At 66.2% G+C, this 23,382-nt stretch carries 22 protein-coding genes; 15 read left to right on the top strand and 7 right to left on the bottom strand.

The genetic code is table 11. The annotated features are described in order from the left end of the window. Window positions 1–7: 7 nt before the first annotated feature. The 3 genes from H9658_RS08040 to pbpC are packed head-to-tail and all read left to right on the top strand — an operon-like array spanning window position 8 to window position 3,900. Complete coding sequence (locus H9658_RS08040; protein WP_191824994.1) at window positions 8–655, top strand: HAD family hydrolase; 648 nt, start codon at window positions 8–10, stop codon at window positions 653–655. Continuing rightward, a complete protein-coding gene (locus tag H9658_RS08035) occupies window positions 652–1,455 on the top strand; it encodes a DeoR/GlpR family DNA-binding transcription regulator (protein WP_191824993.1) in 804 nt (267 codons plus the stop codon). Before H9658_RS08040 ends, H9658_RS08035 begins: the two co-directional genes overlap by 4 nt. Window positions 1,456–1,476: 21 nt before the next feature. After that, the gene (gene pbpC, locus H9658_RS08030) at window positions 1,477–3,900 is read left to right on the top strand and encodes a penicillin-binding protein 1C (protein WP_191824992.1); all 2,424 of its coding nucleotides are present in this window, start codon (window positions 1,477–1,479) and stop codon (window positions 3,898–3,900) included. 428 nt (window positions 3,901–4,328) lie between these two features. On the opposite strand, the gene H9658_RS08025 is transcribed toward pbpC, so the two are convergent. Continuing rightward, on the bottom strand, window positions 4,329–4,904 hold the full coding sequence (locus H9658_RS08025) for a ferritin-like domain-containing protein (RefSeq protein ID WP_179570698.1): 576 nt from the start codon (window positions 4,902–4,904) through the stop codon (window positions 4,329–4,331). Between the two features lie 36 nt (window positions 4,905–4,940). Further along, window positions 4,941–5,441, bottom strand: a complete 501-nt coding sequence (locus tag H9658_RS08020; RefSeq protein WP_179570699.1) for a peroxiredoxin — start codon at window positions 5,439–5,441, stop codon at window positions 4,941–4,943. 170 nt (window positions 5,442–5,611) lie between these two features. Here H9658_RS08020 and H9658_RS08015 point away from each other — a divergent pair, with 170 nt between their 5' ends. Together H9658_RS08015 and H9658_RS08010 are read left to right on the top strand one after the other, a co-directional pair. Next, the gene (locus H9658_RS08015) at window positions 5,612–6,079 is read left to right on the top strand and encodes an Hsp20/alpha crystallin family protein (protein WP_179570700.1); all 468 of its coding nucleotides are present in this window, start codon (window positions 5,612–5,614) and stop codon (window positions 6,077–6,079) included. 136 nt (window positions 6,080–6,215) lie between these two features. Next, window positions 6,216–7,106 carry a DnaJ C-terminal domain-containing protein gene (locus tag H9658_RS08010; protein ID WP_179570701.1) on the top strand — a complete coding sequence of 297 codons (891 nt, stop codon included), beginning with the start codon at window positions 6,216–6,218 and terminating at the stop codon, window positions 7,104–7,106. 206 nt (window positions 7,107–7,312) lie between these two features. Here H9658_RS08010 and pilH read toward each other — a convergent pair whose 3' ends face one another. Continuing rightward, window positions 7,313–7,696: a twitching motility response regulator PilH gene (pilH, locus tag H9658_RS08005; protein ID WP_191824991.1), complete on the bottom strand. Its 384-nt coding sequence runs from the start codon at window positions 7,694–7,696 to the stop codon at window positions 7,313–7,315. Between the two features lie 82 nt (window positions 7,697–7,778). Next, window positions 7,779–8,783 (bottom strand): acrylyl-CoA reductase family protein, encoded by a 1,005-nt coding sequence (locus H9658_RS08000; RefSeq protein WP_191824990.1) that lies wholly within the window; start codon window positions 8,781–8,783, stop codon window positions 7,779–7,781. A 143-nt stretch (window positions 8,784–8,926) separates the two neighbouring features. On the opposite strand from H9658_RS08000, the gene hflK reads away from it, so the two are divergent. The 10 genes from hflK (at window position 8,927) to H9658_RS07950 (ending at window position 19,469) form a co-directional block, all read left to right on the top strand. Further along, a complete protein-coding gene (hflK, locus tag H9658_RS07995; protein WP_191824989.1) occupies window positions 8,927–10,078 on the top strand; it encodes an FtsH protease activity modulator HflK in 1,152 nt (383 codons plus the stop codon). Then, complete coding sequence (gene hflC, locus H9658_RS07990; RefSeq protein WP_191824988.1) at window positions 10,075–10,938, top strand: protease modulator HflC; 864 nt, start codon at window positions 10,075–10,077, stop codon at window positions 10,936–10,938. The genes hflK and hflC overlap by 4 nt, the downstream gene beginning before the upstream one ends. Window positions 10,939–11,137: 199 nt before the next feature. After that, entirely contained in the window at window positions 11,138–11,323 is a 186-nt protein-coding gene (locus H9658_RS07985) for a DUF2065 domain-containing protein (protein WP_191824987.1), read from the top strand. Between the two features lie 266 nt (window positions 11,324–11,589). Further along, entirely contained in the window at window positions 11,590–12,882 is a 1,293-nt protein-coding gene (locus H9658_RS07980; protein WP_191824986.1) for an adenylosuccinate synthase, read from the top strand. Window positions 12,883–13,119: 237 nt separating this feature from the next. Further along, window positions 13,120–14,349 carry a hypothetical protein gene (locus H9658_RS07975; protein ID WP_191824985.1) on the top strand — a complete coding sequence of 410 codons (1,230 nt, stop codon included), beginning with the start codon at window positions 13,120–13,122 and terminating at the stop codon, window positions 14,347–14,349. A gap of 135 nt (window positions 14,350–14,484) precedes the next feature. After that, entirely contained in the window at window positions 14,485–17,154 is a 2,670-nt protein-coding gene (locus H9658_RS07970) for a M1 family metallopeptidase (protein ID WP_191824984.1), read from the top strand. A 105-nt stretch (window positions 17,155–17,259) separates the two neighbouring features. Then, the gene (locus H9658_RS07965; RefSeq protein ID WP_191824983.1) at window positions 17,260–17,910 is read left to right on the top strand and encodes a MarR family transcriptional regulator; all 651 of its coding nucleotides are present in this window, start codon (window positions 17,260–17,262) and stop codon (window positions 17,908–17,910) included. Then, window positions 17,894–18,307, top strand: coding sequence for a hypothetical protein (locus H9658_RS07960; RefSeq protein ID WP_191824982.1), 414 nt, complete (start codon window positions 17,894–17,896; stop codon window positions 18,305–18,307). Before H9658_RS07965 ends, H9658_RS07960 begins: the two co-directional genes overlap by 17 nt. Before the next feature lie 71 nt (window positions 18,308–18,378). After that, window positions 18,379–19,299: a hypothetical protein gene (locus H9658_RS07955; RefSeq protein WP_191824981.1), complete on the top strand. Its 921-nt coding sequence runs from the start codon at window positions 18,379–18,381 to the stop codon at window positions 19,297–19,299. Then, window positions 19,296–19,469: a hypothetical protein gene (locus H9658_RS07950; RefSeq protein WP_191825099.1), complete on the top strand. Its 174-nt coding sequence runs from the start codon at window positions 19,296–19,298 to the stop codon at window positions 19,467–19,469. Before H9658_RS07955 ends, H9658_RS07950 begins: the two co-directional genes overlap by 4 nt. 227 nt (window positions 19,470–19,696) lie before the next feature. On the opposite strand, the gene H9658_RS07945 is transcribed toward H9658_RS07950, so the two are convergent. The 3 genes from H9658_RS07945 to H9658_RS07935 are packed head-to-tail and all read right to left on the bottom strand — an operon-like array spanning window position 19,697 to window position 23,216. Continuing rightward, complete coding sequence (locus tag H9658_RS07945; RefSeq protein WP_191824980.1) at window positions 19,697–21,490, bottom strand: AAA family ATPase; 1,794 nt, start codon at window positions 21,488–21,490, stop codon at window positions 19,697–19,699. Continuing rightward, complete coding sequence (locus H9658_RS07940) at window positions 21,487–21,966, bottom strand: hypothetical protein (protein ID WP_185824150.1); 480 nt, start codon at window positions 21,964–21,966, stop codon at window positions 21,487–21,489. Before H9658_RS07940 ends, H9658_RS07945 begins: the two co-directional genes overlap by 4 nt. After that, complete coding sequence (locus tag H9658_RS07935) at window positions 21,963–23,216, bottom strand: dsDNA nuclease domain-containing protein (protein WP_191824979.1); 1,254 nt, start codon at window positions 23,214–23,216, stop codon at window positions 21,963–21,965. Before H9658_RS07935 ends, H9658_RS07940 begins: the two co-directional genes overlap by 4 nt. Window positions 23,217–23,382: the final 166 nt, after the last annotated feature.

Genomic DNA, 23,382 nt, shown 5'->3' with positions numbered 1-23,382 from the left:
CCACGCCATGCCATCCACTCCCGCGCACGCGCCGCACACCGTGATCTTCGACCTCGGCGGCGTGCTGATCGACTGGAACCCGCGCTATCTGTACCGGCAACTGTTCGACGACGCCGCCGAGATGGAGCGCTTCCTCGCCGAGGTGTGCTCGCCGCAGTGGAACGAGCGCCAGGACGCCGGCCGGCCGTGGCGCGAGGCGGTCGCCGAATTGAGCGCCCTGCATCCGGCGCAGGCCGAGCGGATCGCCGCCTATCACCTGCGCTGGGAAGAGACGCTCGGCGGCCCGCTCGACGCCAGCGTGCAGATCCTGGAGGAACTGCACGCGCAGGGCGTGCGCCTGTACGCGCTGACCAACTGGTCGCAGGAGACGTTCCCGGTCGCGCTGCAGCGCTATGCGTTCCTGCAGCGTTTCGCCGGGATCCTGGTGTCCGGGCAGGAGCGCCTGGTGAAGCCGGATCCGGCGATCTTCGCGCTGCTGCTGTCCCGCTACGGCATCGATCCGGCGCGCGCGGTGTTCATCGACGACGCGCCGCGCAACGTCCACGCCGCCGCCGCGCAGGGATTGCACGCGTTGCAGTTCCGCGACGCGGCCACGCTGCGTGCCGAGCTGCGCGCGCTGGGCCTGCCGCTGCGCAGCGCCGGGTCGGGCGCATGACGGCCGCCGCCGACGCGCTGCCGCAGGAACGCCAGCAGGCGATCCTGCAACGCCTGCGCGAGCACGGCCGGGTCGTGGCCACGGAACTGGCCGCGGCGTTCGCGGTGTCGGAGGATTCGATCCGCCGCGACCTGCGCGACCTCGCCGCGCAGGGCCTGTGCCGCCGCGTCTACGGTGGCGCGCTGCCGCCGACGCCCGACGTCGCGCCGCTGCCGCAGCGGCACGAGGAACATGCCGAGCGCAAGCGTGCGCTGGCGCAGGCGGCCGCCGCGCTGGTGCGTCCCGGGCAGGTGCTGCTGATCGACGCCGGTTCCACCAACAGCGCCATCGCCGCCGCGCTGCCGCCGCGGCAGCGCCTGACCGTGATCACCAATGCGCCGGACATCGCCCAGCTGCTGATGCCGCGCGAAGGCGTCGAGATCCTGCTGATCGGCGGCCGGATCGATCCGCGGATCGGCGCGGCCGTCGGCGCGCAGGCGCTGCAGCAGCTGCGCCAGGTCCGTGCCGACCTGTGCTTTCCCGGCGCCTGCGCGATCGATGCCGAGCGCGGGCTGTGGGGCGTGGACGGCGAGGAAGCGCTGTTCAAGCGCGCGATGATCGAGGCCAGCGGCGAGACCGCGGTGGTGGTCACCGTGGACAAGCTCGGCGCGCATGCGCTGCATCTGGTGGCCGCGGTGGCGGCGATCGACCATCTGGTGGTGGAGCACGATGCGGCCCAGGCGCGGTGCGCGCCGTTCCTGGCGCAGGCGGTGCAAGTGCATCGCGCGGATGCGCCGGCGCCGCCGCAACGGGCAAAATAGCCGCTTCCATCGGGAGCCCGCATGTCACAGGACGTCTCCGCCGCCACGCCCCGCGCGCGGCGCACCCGGCGCTGGACGCGCCTGCTGCCACGGCCGCAGTGGGGCCGCCTGCATTGGCGCGTGTTGCGCTGGGGCACGGTGGCGTTGCTGGCCACGCTGTTGCTGCTGGACCTGGCGTTCCCGCTGCCGCTGCCGAAATCGCGCGACACCTCGACCCTGGTGGTGGCCGCCGACGGCACGCCGCTGCGCGCCTTCGCCGACGGCAACGGCGTGTGGCGCTACCCGGCCACGCCGCAGAGCGTGTCGCCGCTGTACCTGCAGGCGCTGCTGAACTACGAGGACCGCTGGTTCTGGCATCACCCCGGGGTCAACCCGTGGGCGCTGCTGCGCGCCGGCAAGCAGTGGGTGTTCTCGCGCCGCATCGTCTCCGGCGGTTCCACCCTGACCATGCAGGTGGCGCGGATCCTGATGCCGGACGACGTCAGCACGCGCAGCCCGCTGGGCAAGCTGCAGCAGCTGTTGCGCGCGCTGCAGCTGGAAGTGCACCTGAGCAAGCGTCAGATCCTGCAGCTGTACCTGGAGCGCGCGCCCTACGGCGGCACCATCGAAGGCGTGGACGCGGCCAGCTGGGCCTACCTGGGCAAGCCGGCATCGCGCCTGTCGCAGGCCGAGGCGGCGCTGCTGGCGGTGCTGCCGCAGGCGCCGAGCCGGCTGCGCCCGGACCGGCATCCGGAGGCCGCGCGCGTCGCGCGCGACAAGGTGCTCGAGCGCATGGTCGACCTGCACGTGTGGTCGCGCGAGCAGGTCGACGACGCGCGCATCGAGCCGGTGGTGGCGCGTTCGCTGCAGTCGCCGATGCATGCCGCGCTGCTGGCCGAGCGCCTGCGCCGGCAAGCGCCGCGCGCCGCGCACATCGTCTCCACCCTCGATGCGGATCTGCAGCGCACCCTGGAGGATCGGGTCAGCGCGTATTTCTCGCAGCTGCCCGAGCGCACCTCCGCGGCGTTGCTGGTGGTGGACAACCGCGACCTGCAGGCGCGCGCCTACATCGGCTCGGTGCTGTTCGGCGATCGCAAGCGGCTCGGCGACGTGGACATGGTCCAGGCCTGGCGCTCGCCCGGCTCCACGCTCAAGCCGTTCCTGTACGGCATGGCCCTGGACGACGGCCTGATCCACTCCGAAAGCCTGCTGGTGGACGCGCCGCAGAGTTTCGGCGACTACCGCCCGGGCAATTTCGACGAGGCCTTCAACGGTCCGGTCGGCGCCGCCAGCGCCTTGCGCCTGTCGTTGAACGTGCCGGCGGTGGACCTGCTCGAGCGGGTCGGCCCGGCGCGTTTCGCCGCGCGCCTGAACAATGCCGGTATCGGCCTGAAGTTTCCGCGCGGCAGCACGCCGAACCTGGCATTGATCCTCGGCGGCACCGGCGCGCAGCTGGAAGAACTGGTCGGCGCGTTCGCCGCGCTGAACCGCGACGGCATCGCCGGGCACGTGCGCTACACCGCCACCGACAAGGTCATCGACCGGCGGCTGATGTCGCCCGGCGCGGCGTGGATCGTGCGCGAGATCCTCGAGGCCAACCCGCGCCCCGGCTACGGCATCGGCACCTTCGATGTCGGCACGCGCCCGCGCGTGGCGTGGAAGACCGGCACCAGCTACGGCTACCGCGATGCCTGGGCGATCGGCAGCACCCGCCGCTACACGGTCGGGGTCTGGGTCGGGCGCCCGGACGGCACCCCGCTGCCCGGCCAGTACGGCGCGGTGACCGCGCTGCCGCTGATGTTCGAGACCATCGACAGCCTGCCGCGCGCGCGCGGCGACAACGCGCCGCGGCCGATGCCCGACAACGTGCAACAGCTGGACGTGTGCTGGCCGCTGGGCATCGCCGCCGAACAGACCCCGCCCGCGCTGTGCCAGCGGCGCTTCTCCGCCTACGCGCTGGACGGCGCGGTGCCGCCGAGCTTCGCCGAGCGCGACGCGCGGCTATGGAGCGCCGGCCGCGACACGGTGCAGGTGGACGCGCGCAGCGGCCTGCGCCTGTCGCCCGATTGCGCGCGGCCGCACCAGGCGGTGCAGCGCGAACTCGCGCGCTGGCCGGCGTTGCTGACGCCATGGCTGCACGCCAGCGAACGCCAGGCCGGGCAACTGCCGGCGCTGGCGCCGGACTGCCGCGACGACGGCCGCGGCGGCAACGACGTGCTGCGCATCGAAGGGCTCAACGACCGTGCCACCCTGGCGCGCGCGCCGGGCAGCCCCAGCGTGCGCCTGCAGGTGCGTGCGCTGGGCACCACCGCGCCGGTGGATTGGCTGCTGGACGGCCGCTGGATCGCCCGCACCGAAGGCGCGCGCAACTTCCAGCGCGATTTCGCCGATGCCGGCGACCACACCCTGACCGCGCTGGCCAGCAATGGCGCGTGGACCCAGGTGCGGTTCCGCGTGCTGCATTGAGTGCACTTGCGCGGGGCGGTCGGCGGCGGACGGCGCGGCGCGCAGCCCCGGATTCCCACAGCATGTGCGTCCCCTGCGACGACATCGGCCAGGGAAGCCCCAAGGGGCTTGCTCGGGCTCAGCCTTCTGTAGGAGCGGCTTCAGCCGCGACATGAACTTGCCGAAGGTCCCTGTCGCGGCTGAAGCCGCTCCTGCACGGTGTGCTGCGGTTGCCTGCAAAAGGCCAGCGCCTGCGAACGTCGCGGAGATTGTCGCGGCATCCTTTCGAGCGGGGAGGGCGCCCGAAGAGGCGGGGCGCTCGGCGCGTCACGCGGACGCACGATCCTGTTCCGGCCGCGCCGCGCGTTACCGGCCAATCCCACCGCGGTTGCCGCGAAAAAAACGCCCGGCAGTGCCGGGCGCTGATGTCATGCATGCGACTGGTCGGATTACTTCCCGATCCAGCCTTCCAGCATGTCGGAGAACTCGTCGGCATGCTCTTCTTCCTGGGCCAGGATGTGCTCCAGGATGCGCTTGGTGGTGGTGTCCTTGTCGCCGATGAAATTGATCATCTCGCGGTAGCTGTCGATGGCGATGCGCTCGGCGATCAGGTTTTCCTTGACCATGTCGCGCAGGTCTTCGCCTTCCTTGTATTCGGCATGCGAGCGCGCGGTCAGCGTGTCGGGATTGAGGTCCGGCTCGCCGCCCAACTGCACGATGCGTTCGGCCAGCTTGTGCGCGTGTTCCTGTTCCTGCTGCGCATGCTCCAGGAACTCGGCCTTGACCGAGTCGGCGAGCATGCCCGAGGCCATGAAGTAGTGGCGGTAGTAGCGCAGCACGCACACGTACTCGGTGGCGAGCGCATCGTTGAGCAGCTTGATCACCGCCTCGCGGTCGGCGCTGTAGCTCTTGGTGATCGCGCCGTCCTCGATGCTCTGGCGTGCATTGGCGCGCAGCGTAGCGGTATCGGTGAGGCCGGCGGTGTGCTGCAGCGGCTTGGCGTCGTTGGCTGGCTTGTTGGACATGGCTGGCCGGTTCCTGTGTGGTGGGTGAAAGAAAGATTAGGTGGGGAGATGCTGCGGGTCGGGAAGGTGCTGCAGCACGTAGTCGGCAGCGGAGACCTTGAATTCGCCCGGGGCCTCGACGAACAGCGCGCGCACTACGCCGTCCTCGGCGTACAGCGCGAAGCGCCGCGCCCGCACGCCCATGCCGTAGCTGCTGGCGTCCATTTCCAGGCCCAGCGCCTTGGCCAGTGCGCCGTTGCCGTCGGACAGCATCTGCAGGCCGTCGGGCACCAGCTGGCTCTTGCCCCAGGCCTGCATCACGAACGGGTCGTTGACCGCCATGCAGTACACCTCGATGCCGCGCTTGCGGAATTCCTCGAAGTGCTCGACATAGCCGGGCAGGTGCTTCTCCGAGCAGGTCGGGGTGAACGCGCCGGGCACCGCGAACAGCAGCACGCGGTGGCCGTCGAACAGGCTGCGGGTGTCCACCTGCTCCACGCCCTCGCGGATGCGTTGCAGGACCACTTCGGGAATGCGTTCGCCGGGCTGGATGGGCATATCGGGCTCCTTGGATGAATCGAGTCTAGAAATCGGAATGGGAAGGCAGCGTCAAGGCCCCTTGAAAAGCGCAGGGCCATTCCTATCTGGCAGGCATGGCGGCGGGCCTGGCCCGGCGCCGCTAACCACCCGTCAGGGTTTATCCCATTCACGTTGCAGGAGACTACGAGATGAGCATCGTCCGTTATCGCCCGTTGCCGGCCCAGGCCGCCTTCCAGAACGAGATCAAGCAGGTGTTCGACCGCTTCTTCGACCCCAACGGCGGCACCGACGAGTCGGCCGTCGTCACCGCGCAGTGGGTGCCGCGCGTGGACATCAAGGAGGAAGCCGAGCGTTTCGTGCTGTACGCCGACCTGCCCGGCATCGACCCGGCCGAGATCGAGGTGTCGATGGACAAGGGCATCCTGTCGATCAAGGGCGAGCGCAAGAGCGAGTCCACCGCCGACAGCGAGCGCTTCTCGCGCATCGAGCGCCGCTACGGCAGCTTCCACCGCCGTTTCGCGCTGCCCGACAGCGCCGATCCCGACAACATTTCCGCCACCGGCTACCATGGCGTGCTGGAAGTGCGCATCCCCAAGCGCCCGGCGAGCACGCCGCGCCGGATCCAGGTCGACACCGGGGCCACGATCGTGCAGTAAGCGCCCGCCCGCGCCGGCGACGCCGCGGCGTCGCCGCGCCTTCGCGGCCGGCCAGTAGAATGGCCGGGCGATGGTGCGCAGCATGCAACCGGCCCGTTGCCGCAAGGCGGCGGGCCGACTCTTTTTGAGGTGATGGATGGAATTCAAGGATTACTACGCGACCCTGGGCGTGGAGCCCAGCGCGGGCGACGCCGAGATCAAGACCGCCTACCGGCGGCTGGCGCGCAAGTACCATCCCGACGTCAGCAAGGAGGCCGGCGCCGAGGACAAGTTCAAGGCCATCAACGAGGCCTACGAAGCGCTGCGCGATCCGCCCAAGCGCGCCGCCTACGATCAGCTGCGCGCGCAGGGCTACCGGCCCGGCGAAGAGTTCCAGGCCCCGCCCAACTACGGCGGCGCGCAGGGCTACGACTTCGAGGAAGTGTTCGGCAACGGCGGCGCCGGCGGCGGCTTCAGCGATTTCTTCGAGAGCCTGTTCGCGCGCCAGCAGCGCGCGCGCCAGGGCGGTGCCGGCCCCGGTCCCGGCCCGGGCGCGGCGCCGCGCGGCGACACCCGCGCCAAGCTGGCGGTGCCGCTGGAGGCGGTGTACGCCGGCGACAGCGTGCGCATCACCATCAACGGCAAGCAGCTGGACGTGCGCGTGCCCAAGGGCGTGCGCCCCGGCCAGGTGATCCGGCTGAGCGGGCAGGGCAACGGCGGCAGCAACCTGCTGCTGGAGATCGAATACGCCGCGCACCCGCAGTTCGAGGTGGACGGGCTCAACATCCTGTACACCCTGCCGGTGACGCCGTGGCAGGCGGCGCTGGGCACCAGCATCAGCGTGCCGACCCTGGGCGGTGCGGTGGAGCTGAAGATCCCGCCGGAGTCCGACGCCGGGCGCAAGCTGCGCCTGCGCGGCCGCGGCCTGCCGGGCACCCCGGCGGGCGACCAGATCGTGGAACTGGAAGTGCTGGCACCGGCGCCGGAGACCGAGGCGCAGCGCAAGGCCTATCGCAGTCTGGCCAAGGCGTTCGGCGAGGCAGTGTGAAGCCGGGATTCGGGATTCGGCATTGGGGATTCGAGTTTCCCAGGCCTGCCGCAGCTTGTGCTTTCCTGTAGGAGGGGCTTCAGCCCCGGCGCGTTACCGGTAAGGCGTCGGGGCTGAAGCCCCTCCTACAAAAAGCGCAGGGCGAGAGCGCATGGCGGCCTCGGCTGCACCTCAATCCCTAATCCCGAATCCCCAATCCCGGCCTTTCAGCCCTTCGGCACATCCTCGCCGCTGAACACCCGCTCGATCACCTCAGACAGCTCATCTTCGGAGAACGGCTTGGTGATGTAGGCGCGGGCGCCCTGGCGCATGCCCCACATGCGGTCGGTGTCCTGGTCCTTGGTGGTGACCAGGATCACCGGGATGTTCTGCGTGCTCGGCTCGCGGCGCAGCGTGCGGGTGGCCTGGAAACCGTTGAGGTTGGGCATCACCACGTCCATCAGCACCAGGTCCGGCAGCGCCGCCTTGGCCGCTTCCACGCCGGCCGCACCGTCGGTGGCGGTGAGCGTTTCGTGGCCCAGCTTCTCCACGATGCGCTGGATGCCGAGCAACTGCGACGGCGAATCGTCGACGATCAGGATGCGTGCCATGTGTTTCCCCCTTGGAGCCACGAGTGTAGTGGCAGCGGCGCGCACCCGGAAAGCGGTGCGCGTCACAAACCCCCGGGCACGTCTACGCCGCCGGATCCAGCCGCACCACGGTGCGCCCGAACGACTGCCCGGCGAGCATCGTCGCGAACACTTCGGGCAGGCCGGACAGGTCCACTTCGCGGGTGCAGATCGCGTCCAGGTGGCGCGGTTTCCAGTCGCTGCCCAGGTGCTGCCAGATCAGGTCGCGCAGGTCGCGCGCGGTGCCGGCCGAGCCGATCCCCAGCAGCGACACGCCGCGCAGGATGAATGGCATCACCGTCATGTCCAGCTCCGGGGTCGCCGCCAGCCCGGCGCTGGCGACGTTGCCGTACGGGGCCGTCTGCGCCAGCAGGCTGGTCAGCATCGCGCCGCCGACGTTGTCCAGGCCGCCGCCGAAGCGCACCGACTCCAGCGGGCGCTTGGTCTGCAGCGCGTCGCGGCCCAGCACCTGGCTGGCGCCCAGCGCCTTCAGGTGCTCGGCGCGGTCGGCCTTGCCGCTGACCGCATGCACTTCGAAGCCGGCGCGGCTGAAGATGTCGATCGCCAGCGAGCCGACCCCGCCGGTGGCGCCGGTCACGCACAGCGGGCCGTGGTCCGGGGTCTGCCGGTTGTCGAGCAGGCGCAGCAGCGCCAGCGCCGCGGTGAAGCCGGCGGTGCCCAGCACCATGCTCTCGCGCAGGCTCAGCCCGGCCGGCAGCGGCACCACCCACTTGGCCTCCAGCCGCGCGTACCGGCTGTAGCCGCCGTCGCGGGTCTCGCTGAGGCCGCAGCCGGTGACCAGCACCGCATCGCCTTCCTTGAAGCCCGGATCGCTGGAGGCGACCACGTGCCCGGCCACGTCGATGCCGCCGACCAGCGGGAACCGGCGCAGGATCTTGCCCTGGCCGGTGCCGGCCAGCGCGTCCTTGAAATTCACCGACGACCAGGCGCCGCGGATCACCACTTCGCCGGGACTGAGCTGGTCAAGCCCCACCGGTTCGACCGCGGCGCGGTAGCCGGCATCGTCCTGGTGGATGCGGAAGGCGGGGAAGCTGGCGGGGAGCGACATGGCGAAAACCTTGGTCGGCGCGAAGGAATGCACCAAGATAGCCCTTTCGAAACGTCGGATCTGCCCCATCTTGTAGAATCGGCGACTCACTTACGGTGACCGGCGCGGACCGACGCGCCGCCACCTACCTTCTTGGAGCATGCATGGCCTGGAATACACCCGGCGGCAAGGGCGGAGATGGCCCGGACAATAACGGGCGCAATCCCTGGAAGCCTCGTGGCGGCAATGGTGGCGGCAAGTGGGGCGGGTTGCCCGGTCCGTTGAAGGACCTGTTCGGCGGCGACGGCGCCAACATCGGCCGCTGGGTGCTGGCGGCGGTGGTGCTGCTGCTGCTGTTCAGTTGCTTCCAGCTGATCGGCGAGCAGCAGCGCGGCGTGGTGCTGCGCTTCGGCCAGTTCTCGCGGATCCTGCAGCCAGGCCCGAACTTCAAGCTGCCGTGGCCGATCGAATCGGTGCGCAAGGTCAACGCCACCGAGATCAAGACCTTCAGCAACCAGGTGCCGGTGCTGACCCGCGACGAGAACATCGTCAGCGTCTCGCTCAACGTGCAGTACCGCATCGACGACCCACGCATGTACGTGTTCGGCTCGCGCAACGCCGACCAGGTGCTGGAGCAGGCGGCGCAGAGCGCGGTGCGCGAACAGGTCGGCCGCGCCGACCTCAACGTGGTGCTGAACAACCGCGGGCCGATGGCCACCGCCGCGCGCGACCGCCTGCAGGCCGCGCTCAGTGCCTACCGCACCGGCCTGATCGTGACCGGGCTGACCCTGCCCGACGCGCGCCCGCCGGAAGAAGTGAAGCCGGCCTTCGACGAGGTCAACGGCGCCCAGCAGGTCAAGGAGCGGCTGATCAACGAGGCCCAGGCCTATGCCGCCAAGATGGTGCCGGAAGCCCGCGGCCAGGCCGCGCGCACCCGTACCGTCGCCGAGGGCTACAAGGAAGCGTCGATCGCCCGCGCGCAGGGCGATGCCGAGCGCTTCACCCTGCTGCAGCAGCAGTACCAGAACGCGCCGGACGTCACCCGCAAGCGGCTGTGGCTGGAAACCGTGCAGAAGGTGCTGTCGGAGAACCGCAAGGTCATCGGCGGCGACGGCCGCCAGCTGATCTACGTGCCGATGCCGGCCGATGGCGGCAAGAGCGGCGCCAGCGCCGCGCCGGCGCCGTCCAGCAGCGGCGGCGTGCCGACGTTGCCGCAGGAGGTCCTGATGCCGTCGCTGTCCAGCAGCCCGGCCGAGAGTATCCGCAGTCCGGAGCGCACGCCGCGCCCGAACGGCCGCGAGGAGGTGCAGCCATGAGAATTTCCCTGTGGGCGGGCGTTGCGGTGATCGCGTTGTTCGCGCTGCTGAGCTCGGTGTTCGTGGTGCGCGAAGACCAGACCGCGATGGTGCTGAACCTGGGCCGCGTGGCCCGTGCCGACCTCAAGCCGGGCCTGCACTTCAAGCTGCCGCTGGTGGAGACCACGCGCGTGTTCGATCGCCGCTTCCAGGTGCTGGACACGCCGCCGGCGCGTTACTTCACCGCCGAGCAGAAGGACGTCAGCGTCGACTTCTTCGCCATCGGCTACATCTCCGACGTGCGCGCCTTCTACCGCGCCACCGGCGGCGACGAGAAGGTGGCCAACGCGCGCCTGGCGCCGATCATCATCGATTCGCTGCGCAACCAGATCAATTCGCGCACCTTGCAGCAGCTGGTGTCCGGCGACCGCAGCGAACTGATCGCGCAGCAGCTGAGCGCGATCAACGCCGCCGGCAAGACCCTGGGCATGCAGATCACCGACCTGCGCATCAAGCAGATCGACCTGCCGACCGACAGCCAGGTGATCACCGACGTGTACGAGCGCATGCGCGCGCAGCGCAAGCAGGAAGCCAGCAAGCTGCGCGCCGAAGGCGAAGAGCAGGCGCTGACCATCCGGGCCCAGGCCGACCGCGAGAGCACCGTGCTGGTCGCCGAGGCCGAGCGCGACGCGCAGAAGCTGCGCGGCGAAGGCGACGCCGAGGCCGCCAGCATCTACGGCAAGGCCGGCTCCGCCGACCCGTCGTTCTACGCGTTCTACCGCAGCCTGGAGGCCTATCGCGGCGCCATGGCCGACGGCAACGCGGTGATCGTGCTGGACAAGAACGATCCGTTCCTGCAGTACCTGAAGAGCGAGCGCTGATCGAGCCGGGATTGGGCATTGGGGATTCGGGATTCGCAAGAGCGGATCCCGGTCCCCACAGTCCCCTGTTGTGGGAGCGGCTTCAGCCGCGACAGGTACTCTCCGGCAAGGTAAATGTCGCGGCTGAAGCCGCTCCTACAGGTGGTTCAAGGCGCTCCAGCGCTGGCGCGTTCGCCCATTCCCCTTTGCCCGAGACCCCATGCACGATCTGATCGCCGCGGTGTGCCTGATGATCGTCTTCGAGGGCCTGGTCCTGCTGGTGGCGCCGGAGGCCTGGAAGCGGCTGGTGCAGCAGATGCTGGCCATGCCGGCCGCGCAGTTGCGCATCGCCGGCGGCGTGGCCCTGGCGGTGGGGCTGCTGGCCTTGCTGTGGGTCCGCGCCTGATCCGCATCCGGTTCGCTCCAGCCGGGTACGTCGCTGAACGCGGCCGCGGAAGGGGTGGTGACCGCCACCCAAAACCCGGATAATGCACAAAAGCCGGCCGGGCCCGCTCCACACGAGCGCCTCGACCGGCTTTTTCCGTGTAAGGGCCTGCCGCCGCCTGGACGCTCCCCGATGGAGCGGCCGTACCGGCGCCGGCAAGACCCGTGCATGGCCACCACATCCGTGCGGCCCCGATGGCTGCGCAGCAAACCAGGAGTTACCCAGCCATGGGTCAGTCAGTTGTCGTGCTCGGCGCCCAGTGGGGCGATGAAGGCAAAGGCAAGATCGTCGATCTGCTCACCGAGGAAATCGGGGCCGTCGTGCGCTTCCAGGGCGGCCACAACGCCGGCCACACCCTCGTCATCAACGGCAAGAAGACCGTCCTGCACCTGATCCCGTCGGGCATCCTGCGCGAAGACGCGCTGTGCCTGATCGGCAACGGCGTGGTGATTTCCCCGGCCGCCCTGATCAAGGAAATCAGCGAACTGGAGGAAGCGGGCGTGGAAGTGCGTTCGCGCCTGAAGATCTCCCCGGCCGCGCCGCTGATCATGCCGTACCACATCGCCCTGGATCAGGCCCGCGAGAAGGCGGCCGGCGGCAAGGCCATCGGCACCACCGGTCGCGGCATCGGCCCGGCGTACGAAGACAAGGTGGCGCGTCGCGGCATCCGCATCGCCGACCTGCATTACCCGCCGCAGCTGGAAGAACTGCTGCGCACCGCGCTGGACTACCACAACTTCGTGCTGACCAAGTACCTGGGCGTGGAAGCGGTCGATTTCCAGAAGACCTTCGACGAGGCCCTGGCCTTCGGCGACTACGTACAGCCGATGAAGTACGACGTGGCCGGCATCCTTCACGAGCTGCGCAAGCAGGGCAAGCGCGTGCTGTTCGAAGGCGCGCAGGGCGCGCTGCTGGACATCGACCACGGCACCTACCCGTACGTCACCAGCTCCAACACCACCGTCGGCGGCGCGCTGGCCGGCACCGGCGTCGGCGCCGATGCGATCGACTACGTGCTCGGCATCGCCAAGGCCTACGCCACCCGCGTCGGCGGCGGCCCGTTCCCGACCGAACTGGACGACGAAGTCGGCCAGGGCATCCGCGACCGCGGCGCCGAGTACGGCGCCTCCACCGGCCGCCCGCGCCGCTGCGGCTGGATGGACATCGTCGCGCTCAAGCGCGCCGTGGCCATCAACGGCATCTCCGGCCTGTGCATCACCAAGCTCGACGTGCTCGACGGCATGGAGAAGCTGAAGATCTGCATCGCCTACGAATACCGCGGCAAGCGCACCGAATACGCGCCGCTGGACGCGCAGGGCTGGGAAGAGTGCACCCCGGTGTACCTGGAGTTCCCCGGCTGGACCGAGAACACCCACGGCATCACCGTGTGGGACGAACTGCCGCCCGCCGCCCGCGCCTACCTGCGCGCGCTGGAGGAACTGGCCGGCTGTCCGATCTCGATCGTCTCCACCGGCCCGGACCGCGACCACACGATGGTGCTGCAGGATCCGTTCGCCTGATCCGGCGTCCCGGCGCATGCCGGGACTTGAGGTGCAGAGAGGCCCCGCAAGGGGCCTTTCTTGCGTCTGTGTGTCGGGCTGCAGGAGAGGCATTCCACATTCCGGAACAAGGAATGCGGCCGAGACGCGCCCTGCTCCGGCGGGGCTTTCTTGCCGGTGAAGCCTGGTGGCCGCTGCAGCTGTGCTAGCGTTCTGCGCGCAACAAGCACGACGCCACTTCACCAAGGAAGACCGCTGATGCTCACAGCCCTGTTCGACAAGCTGTTCAATCGCAAACCTAGTCCTCCTGATGCGTTCGCCACGTTGTTCGAGGGCGCGTTGCGCGCGCAGGGCTACCGGGAGGAGCTAACGTACCGGCCGGACGAATTCCGCCTTGTCGCGCCACGCGGGCGCATCATCAATCTGCACAACGCCTACCACGACTACACCACCGCCGATCGCCAGCGCCGCGCCGAGGTGCTGCGCAGCTATGCCGCGGCCTTCGTGGAGGAGGGCGGCGCAGACAACCAGATCGAGACCTTGGAGCAGGCGCGGCCGATGCTGATGCCCGTCGTGCGCCATCGCGCCATGTTCGAGGAGATGCGCCTGGAGCATGTCCGCGCGCATGGGTGGGAGACGCCTTTTACCACCGTCTGGCGCGAGCTGAGCGAGGACTGCGTCGAGTTGCTGGCGATCGACCGCCCCGATTCGACCTCGACCCTGCTCGCTGGGCCGAAGGACGCATGGGGCATCACCTTCGAGCAAGCCCTGGCCATCGCCCACGACAACCTGCGCGACGCCACGCCGGACCGCTTCGTCGAGGTCGCCCCAGGCATCTTCCAGGGTGCCTGGCACGACGCCTACGACACCAGCCGCGTGGTGCTGCCCGACGTGCTGCAGCGCGTTCCGGTGAAGGGGCGGCCGGTGTTCATGCTGCCCACCCGCGATTGCCTGCTGGTAGTGGGCGACCGCGACGAAACCGCGATGGCGGGCATGCTGGAACTGAGCCTGGACGCGGCCGCGAATGGCCGCTGCATCTCCTCGGTGGCCTTCGCCTATGACGACGCGCGCCGCATCGTGTCGTTCGCGCTGCCGCAGCCCGAGCACCGGCGCCGCCAGGCCGATCTGCAGCGCATGATGGATGCGCCGGCCTATTCCCTGCAGAAGGACCTGCTGGAAAAGATCCACGCCGCGAACCACACCGACATCTTCGTCGCCTCCTACCGCGTGTTCGAGGAGAACGACGGCAGCGGCCGGCAGTTCTCGCTGGCGACCTGGACCCGCGATGTCGACACCTCCTTGCCGAAAGCCGATCGCATCGCCTTCGTCGTGCCGAAGGACGAGGGCGATGCCGACATGGTGGTCGCGGACTGGGACAAGGCCGTCGCGGTGGTCGCCGAACTGATGGAGCAGGAACCGGATTTCTATCCACCGCGCTTTCGCGTGCGTGACTTTCCCAGCGAGGCGCAACTCAGGCAGCTGGCGTGACCTAGCCGCTGCCATCGGATCGGCAGGACGGGGCCCTGGCGGCGTGAGCTGATTGCCCGCTGTCTGCGTTGCAGGCGGCCGCGTCGAACGCGCCGCGCCGTCTGTATCCTGCGCCGGCCCCTTCGAAGAGCCCTCATGCGCCAGATCCTCACGACCGCCATCGCCCTGGCCTTGGCCAGCGTCTCGCCGTGCACGTTCGCCCAGCCGGAACGTCCTGCGCCCAGCGTCGCCGCCGCGCCGGTCGCGTCGGTCACCACGCAATTGCCGCGCACCGCCAGGCCGCGCCATTACGCGCTGGAGATCACCCCGCACGCCGACACGATGACGTTCGGCGGCAAGGTCCGCATCGCGCTCGACGTGCTGCAGCCCACCGACCGCATCGTGCTGCAGGCCGCCAACCTGCGCTTCGGCCGCAGCACCCTGACCGGCGGCAAGGCCAAGGCGGCGCTGGTGGCCAAGGTCGCCACCGACGCCGACGCGCAGACCGCCAGCTTCGTGTTCGCCAAGCCGCTGGCGCCGGGCAGCTATGTGCTGTCCATCGACTACAGCGGCGTCATCAACACCCAGGCCAACGGCCTGTTCGCGCTGGACTACGCCACCCCGCACGGCCAGCGTCGCGCGCTGTACACGCAGTTCGAGAACTCCGACGCACGCCGTTTCCTGCCGTCCTGGGACGAACCCGACTTCAAGGCCACTTTCGACCTGACGGTGAACGCGCCGGCCGCGCAGATGGTGGTCGGCAACATGCCCGTGGCCGCCACCGCCGACCTCGGCAACGGCCTCAAGCGCGTCGCGTTCCAGACCACGCCGAAGATGTCCACCTACCTGCTGTTCCTGGGGGTGGGCGATTTCCAGCGCACCGCGCTCAAGGGCGACAACGGCACCGAGATCGGCGTGATCGCCCAGCAGGGCAAGGCCGAGCAGGCGCGCTTCGCGCTGGAGTCCGGCCGCGACGTGCTGCGCGAATACAACGACTACTTCGGCGTGCGCTATCCGCTGCCCAAGCTGGACAACATCGCCGCGCCGGGCGGCAGTCAGTTCTTCAGCGCCATGGAGAACTGGGGCGCCATCTTCACCTTCGAACATTCCTTGCTGCTGGACCCGGCGGTGTCGGACGTGACCGACCGCCAGCGCGTGTTCACCACCGCCGCGCACGAGATCGCGCACCAATGGTTCGGCGATTTGGTGACCATGGCCTGGTGGGACGACCTGTGGCTCAACGAAGGCTTCGCCACCTGGCTGGAAGGCCGCACCACCGCCAAGCTGCACCCGGAATGGGATATCGACAAGACCGGCCCGGCCTACGTCAGCCGCGCCGCCATGGGCCGCGACGCCTACGCCACCACCCACCCGGTGGTGCAGAAAGTGGACACCGTCGAACAGGCCAGCCAGGCCTTCGACGGCATCACCTACGAAAAGGGCTCGGCGGTGATCGGCATGCTGGAGGACTACGTCGGCGCCGACGCATGGCGCGACGGCGTGCGCCGCTATATCAAGAAGCGCGCCTACGGCAACGCCGTCACCGGCGACCTGTGGCAGGAAATCGACGCTGCCGCGCCCGGCAAGCAGTTCCTGCAGGTGGCGCACGACTTCACCCTGCAGCCCGGCGTGCCGCTGATCAAGGTCGCCGCCAGCTGCAACGCCGGCACCACCGTCGTGCGCCTGGAGCAGGGCGAATACACCCTCGACCGCCCCGACAAACAACCGCTGCACTGGCACGTGCCGGTCGCCGTGCGCAGCGGCGACAAAGAAGTGCGCGTGCTGGTGGACGGCAGCGCGCAGCTGCAACTGCCCGGCTGCACCGCGCCGGTGCTGGTCAACGCCGGGCAGAAGGGCTACTACCGCACGCTGTACGCGCCCGCGCAATTCAAGGCGCTGACCGCCGGCTTCGCCACGCTGCCGGTGGTGGATCAGCTCGGCGTGCTGCTGGACACCAGCGCATTGGCCACGGTCGGCCTGCAGCCGCAAGCGGACCTGCTCGGTCTGGCCGACACCGTGCCGGTGGGCGCGGCGTCGGACCTGTGGGTCACCGTCGCCACGGTCTACGCCGGCATCGACGACCTGTTCCAGGACGACCCGCAGAGCCAGGCCGCCTGGCGCCGCTACGCGCTGTCGCGGCTGGCGCCGGAGTTCGCCACCCTGGGCTGGGACGACCGCGCCAGCGACGCCGCCCAGGCCAAGCAATTGCGCGCGCACCTGATCGACACGCTCGGCGGCCTGGGCGACGCCCAGGTGATCGCCGAAGCGCGCCACCGCTTCGCCGCATTCCAGTCCGACCCGAAGGCCTTGTCGCCGGAACTGCGCAACAGCGTGCTGGGCATCGTCGCGCGCCATGCCGACGCCGCCACCTGGGACGCGCTGCATCGGATGGCGCAGAAGGAGACGTCCTCGATGATCCGCGACCAGGACTACCTGCTGCTGGCCGCCGCCAAGGACACCACCCTCGCGCAACGCGCCCTGGACATGGCGCTGACCGACGAACCCGGCGCCACCAACAGCGCCTCCATGATCTCGGCGGTCGCGGGCGAGCATCCGGACCTGGCCTTCGATTTCGCCGTGGCCCACCGCGACCAGGTGGACACCCTGATCGACACCACCTCGCGCGCCCGCTACTACCCGCGCCTGGGCGCCGGCTCCGTCGACCTGAAGATGGTCGACAAGATCCAGGCGTATGCGCAGCGCTATCTCGCCGCGACCTCGCGCCGCGATGCGGACGCGGCCATCGCCGACATCCGCACGCGGGTGAAGCTGCGTGCGCAGCGGGTGCCGCAGATCAAGGCGTGGTTGGCGGGGCGGAAGGGGTGAGGGTGGGTGGCTGGTCGAGTGCGGCTGGCTCCCGACCAGGGAGCCTTCGCACGGCCCAGCCAAAAGGCTTTGCAAATACCCAGATTGGGTAATAACCTACCCATTATGGGTAACAAGGCCGCCACCGCCGCTGCAAAGACCGAAGCGCCGCGTGCAGCAACCACGCGGCCATCGGGCCTGGCCGATGCCTTGTTCACCCGCACCCAGCAACGCGTGCTGGCCCTGCTGTACGGCCAGCCGCAGCGCGATTTCGGAGTCGGCGAACTGATCGCCGCCGCCGGGTCCGGCTCCGGCGCGGTGCAGCGCGAACTGGCCAAGCTGGCCGACGCCGGCCTGCTCACGGTGCAGCGCACCGGCAACCAGAAGCGCTACCAGGCCAATCCGCACTCGCCCATTCACGACGAACTGCTCGGCATCGTGCAGAAGACCATCGGCCTGGCCGGCCCTCTCGGCGAGGCCTTGCAGCCCATCGCCACGGACATCGTGGCCGCCTTCGTCTACGGCTCGGTCGCCAAGCACAGCGACACCGCGCGCAGCGACATCGACCTGATGGTGATCTCCGACACGCTGGGCTATGCCGACCTGATGCGCGCGCTGGATGGCATGCAGGCGCGGCTGGGCCGCCCGGTCAATCCCACCCTGTACACGCGTGCCGATTACCTCAAGCGGCTGCGCGACGAAAACGCATTCCTGCAGCGCGTGCTGCAGCAACCCAAGATCTGGGTGATTGGAGGAATGGATGACCTCGCCACTTGAAAACCTGTCCGGCCCCGGCAAGCAACTCAGCGCCGAACCGACCGACCCGCGCGAACTGGAAGGCCTGACGCGCTCGGGCCTGGCCCGCCTGGGCGACGCCAAGAACGCCACGCTGGCCCTGGAAAGCCGCTTCGACCTGGCCTACAACGCCGCGCATGCGCTATGCCTGGCCGCGCTGCGCGCCAAGGGCTACCGCGCCAACAACCGCTACATCGTGTTCCAGGTGTTGCCGCACACCTTGGGCCTGGGGCCGGAGGTGTGGCGGGTGCTGGACAAGTGCCACCACCAGCGCAACGTCGCCGAGTACGAGGGCGAGTTGGATGTGAGTGAGCGGCTGGTGGTGGATCTGATTGAGGCGTGCGATGCGGTGCGGGTGGCGCTTGGGCGCGAGGGGTAGAGGCGGAGCGGGCGCGGAAAACGGCTTTGGCCGGATCATCCAAACACAACGCAATTCATGGAGGAGGCGATATGGCGCGCTACGGACGTTGCACGATGGTGGGATGGATGCTGTTCCTGGCTGCACTCGGTGGAGTGCATGCGTGCGCGCAGGCCGCGGCTTCGGGAGGTGCGGCGGACGCCATGGCCGGCTTCCCGGTGGTGCCGGCAGGTATGCCGCAGCCATGGCGGCCGTTCGAGGTTGAGCGGCAACTGGGCGCGGTCTGCGTCGATGGCGAGCAGGCGCGCGCCCGTGCGCCGGCATTGCTGTTGCGCGACGCGTACTGCCGCGGCCCCGCACCCGCACACATGGCACGCGCGCTGCTCGGCATCCCATCCGACGCGCTCACCATGAGCCAGGACGCACGCACCGCAGGCCTGCGCGATGCGATCTACCTGGCGGCGCCAGGGCAGGGGCGCCGCCCGGATTTCACCGTCGTGGTCGGTGATATCAAGATTCGCTCCTTCGAGAGTCCCGACCCGCAAAAGACCGTCTACCTGGTTTGGTCGGTGCGGTGCGGTGCAGGCGACGCCGGCATGGCCTGTAGCGCTGGTACGGGGTACAAGGCTTTCCGTCTCGGTGCCGACGGCGCCGCATACGACGTCAGCGCCGAGGTACTCCCGCGCGATCCCGTGCTGACCGCCGCAGATCGCGCACGGCAAGAGAAACACGGCGGCAATGATATGTATCTGTTGCCGAACAAGCTGCCCTATGTCGCAACACTGCGCTGGCTGATGGAGTTCGATCCGGACCAACCGTTAGCCAAGAGCGACCCAAGGCGCGCGGACAGTTACGCCCACTTCGGCTTCGTACGCTGGACGGGCGAACGCTTCGAGCGTGTCGCACGCGTGCCTCGCGCGCAGTGGCCGTGCCAGCCGATGCCGCCAGATGAGGCTGGGTGTCTGCATCCGCCCGATACCGGCGCGGACCGGTTCGTCGTGGAACAGCCATGAGCAAGGCCCCAGTCCTGCAAGCTTTCGTCGCGCGCGGGCTGGCGTCGCGCGAAATCGCCCGCAAGTCAGGCCGCTATGTCGCCGCAAAGGACGTGCTGGCCGAACTGCAGTCCCGGTTGGACGCCGCGCGGGTGCGTCATGCCAAGGCGCCGCCTGATCGCAAGCGGTGAACGCGACTATCATGCGGCGCAGGTTGCACAACCGGTGGCCGCCGCTTCGAGAAGATCGTGCCGTTCAGTACCGTGGCGCCGGTGAAGGCCGGTTGGCTGGTCGCTTTAGGCCCAAGAGGACATCCGAGCTTTCTTCTTTGATGAACTGTGGGCCTAGCGCGAGGTCACCTTTTGGCCAGAAGCTGACGTTGGCCTTCTACGGAAGACTGGCCGGCCCACTAATAGGCTTACGACGACTGCTCAGCATCATGTACTTCGTTTGATCGTGCTCCTAAAAACATCAAATGGTCCGCCCCGGGGAACTCGGGCGTCCACTCTGCATCATCCTCACCCAGATCGTAGCGATGATTCGTGGTGGAAAAAATCACCTGTGCTGATCGTTCGGATGCGAGAAGTTGAATTTTCCTAATGTATTCCGCAAGGTCATCGCGAGAAATGTCTTGTTGCCTAGGCGTATCCAATATAAAGAATCGCGGACCCGTACCGTCGGCTTGTGTCACGATGTCGAACGCAGCAGTTCGAATGGATAGGATGATTCGAGTCAGTGTGCTCCCCTTGAATTTCGCCACCTTTTGGCCGCCGAAGGTCACATTGAAGTCGCTATCCATTTGGACATCTAAACTAACGTTTGGCGTGCGCAGAACACTAAGCCAAAATCTGATTCGCTCACAAATGGCATGGCGGATTCTCAAAAGGTCAAGGTTGGTGGCGCTCGCATATCCTTCTAAATCCGCCAGACGAGCTTGAATTTTTGATCTCTCGTCAAGGCGCACAACATACTCGGTCTCCTCACGGACCAACTCACCCTCGATTTGTCGAGCGCGCCTTAGTTTTATGACCTTTTCGGTAAGTTTAGATACGACTTCAACCAAAGAGGAAACAGACGATTGAGTCGTAGATTCAGCTCGTGCTGCCCTAGCTGCTGAAATTTGCGAAACTAATGCCGATAGCTCTGCTGAGATTCCGTCAATTCTTCGCTGATGAGCAAAATTAGTTCTTTCAAGATCCTTAATCTGGTCCTTCAGATAGAGTAGGCTTTTCCCATATGTTACGGAACTTCTTACGAATAGACCGCAATTTTCATTTGCGCAAATTGCATCAAAAGAAGCAAAGATCCGTCGGGCTTCCTCATTCAAAGATAGAGTGTCAGCTTCTACCTCAATCTCATGCTTTATTTGTCCAAAACCGCGAACACGAGCTTCCAGGTCGGACCGCTCACGCCCTAATGTACGCTCCTGCTGCTGCAGCTGTGCAATACGGGTGTCAAGCTCAACATTGACTTGTTCCGAGACGCCCCCGCTTTCGCGTAGCGCCTCCAAGCCGTCAATGGAAGTCTGAAGCTCGTGATCTATGTCCTGAGCCGGACGACGAGCTCCGCCTAGGTCAGACGTCAGTTCTTCCATCAACTTTTCTGACCTGACCACTGCTCGATCTAGGTACTCAAGCTTGTCTTTTAGCTCGCTTTTCGCACGTCGCTTGTCGAAAGAGTTCTTTGGACCAAGTTTGCAGACGAGTCTCATGGACTCTGCATACTGGCTCTTGATGAACTTAGGCGCCGCGTAGTACTCATCCGCATAGCCATGATCTTGATCAAGGTAAAATAAGGGCAATATCTGGGCGCTATAGATATGAGTTGCCGCATCGCCGACAGTAGTTAAAACAGGATCCTCCAACCCCCACAGCGACAGCAGGAATCTGCTGTACTCGCGCTCATTAATGAACTCTGCTGTTGCCCCGCCACGCTCCTCGACCGTGACGTCAAAAGAACCTTTTAACTTCCTTTTTATAGCGAATTCTCGGCCGCCGACTAACACTTCCAGGATCACATAATCACACCGTTCGATAATGTCATCACGATATTCAACTTTATATCCAAGTGCGAAAACAATCGATTGAACAATGGGTGTCTTGCCGCACCCATTTGGCCCAAATAACTGAGTGATGCGTTTGCCAAAGTTAAGCTTATTCGAAGACCAGGCGGTTGTGCCCAGTCCTAATATTTGGAGGCTAATCAGTTTCATGCCGGACTTAACCTTAGTTGTCGTTCGATTCGAATGTTGCGATAGCTTCTTTCGACTACTATAAGATTTGAAGCTAGATCACCACCCGCTGAAATTGCGTGATCAATTACAGTGCGGCCAATTGGTGTTGCAGAAATCTTCTTATTGGCCGCATCTACTTCCACTAGACGCGCATGCTCTAAGAATGCTAGAGCCTGTACTGTCCTAACCCTTAGTGATGCGGACCAACCAAGATGCTGGGCTGAGCCGCGAAATCCTGGAAAAGTCTGTTCATAGCAATCGCCGACGAGCTGTCCAATCTCGTCCACAGCAGGTTTGACGTGACCTTTCGCAATCATCAAAATAGTGATGGCGATAAGTGGAAGATGGAACATGGCTTCATTGCTGAGCCGCGGAGGTGGCGACTCATAGGCATAGTCGAACTCGATCTCGATCTCGCTGGCTCTGATCTGATTGAAGAAGTCAGCGAACTTCATCGAGATTCACTCCTGACAAGTTCAGCCAATATACCGCCAGTGAGCATCTCTTCTGTAAGAACTGCACCCAGCGCCCCGGTAGATAGGCTGCTTTTCAATTTGTTGACCTCTTCCTGCAACCCAGGAAATGACACCTCCCCGCGTGCCCAACGGCCATAGATTCCGTTTAAATCGTGCTGCAAAAAGGTTATTTCTCGCTCATAGGTATGCCGGTACGTGCGAAACCAATTATCCCATGCCACTTTCCAGCGTGATGCTGTCTCAATTAGCTCCGGCATGGCACCAGCTTTGCTAAGCTTCCGTTGAAGAATGGACGCATTTTTTAGTGCGCTTGCATCTCCATCGTTGAGGAAATGATAGTAGGCGCCTCGAGAAATGGGTAGGAGGTCGAGCAGATCGTCGACGCCGACCCCTACCGCGTCATCTAGATCAGCGGCAGTAAGCTCAGACAAGAGCTTACGGTTCGACTTCTTCTGAATTAGGGCCAATAGTTTTTCGACCAGCTCAATACCTTCCGTGTGAGAGAGGTCGATCTCACTATATTCCCATACTGCTTTAACAGCCTTGGCTTCGAAATCGGGATGGTGAGGATCGAGATAATCATGTCCAGCGGAAAGCGTGAGCTTTCCTATGCTGGCATGCACACTTCTCAGTGCAGGAGATATCGCGATTCCAAAAATGGCAACATAGTTGTCGGCCAAATACCGTACCGTGCGCTCACTGACGTCTCCGGAGTAGATTGCTGTCGCGATCTCCTCTACATCGTCTGACAGGTACACATTGGTGAGGAACGTAACGGTTTTGCAGGCATCGCCAAAATTCACTGTGTGTTCCAACAGCTTGCCAACAAAGCTCCCCTTGATTCTTGCCAACTGTTCAGGAGTTGCTGGTTTGGCTACGGAGCCACCGGGCGCATGAGTGCCTTTGATGATTGTAGGAAGCTTGAGTGGGAGGCCAAAGAGTTCAAGGCGACTCCATTGATGCTTCTTCGAGCCCTTCGTCTTAACCTGCACAAAATTATAGACCGACATGCCATCAAGAGATTCTCGGGTGACAAAGTCGTCTTGATAGTCGCAATAGACTCGGTTTAGAGCCTTTCCCTCCAGGATACCTAGGCAGGCCAGCGCAGCCCCTCGAAACTGACACTGAAACCGAGCGAGCACGTCCCGTCCTGTGAGCTCACGTGGCTTTACTTCATTCAGTTGCGGCCGAGCTGCGTTGCTATGGCTCGCGTCTTCCCCCTTAGTCATGCTGACTTCCCTTAGTCAAGTCAGGACAGAGACTCCTGTCCGTTGGTGATATTGAGGCAAGCTGTATCCTCAAGTGCAGGCGATCGACAGGTGATGTGAGCTGCCGATCCTCGGGGGAGACATCCTGAACCGGCCAGCATTCCCCGGGAATCGAACGTCTGCTCTG

This window comes from Xanthomonas bonasiae, from assembly GCF_014836395.1.
Lineage (GTDB): Bacteria > Pseudomonadota > Gammaproteobacteria > Xanthomonadales > Xanthomonadaceae > Xanthomonas_A > Xanthomonas_A bonasiae.
This window is presented reverse-complemented; position numbering and strand designations above follow the sequence as displayed.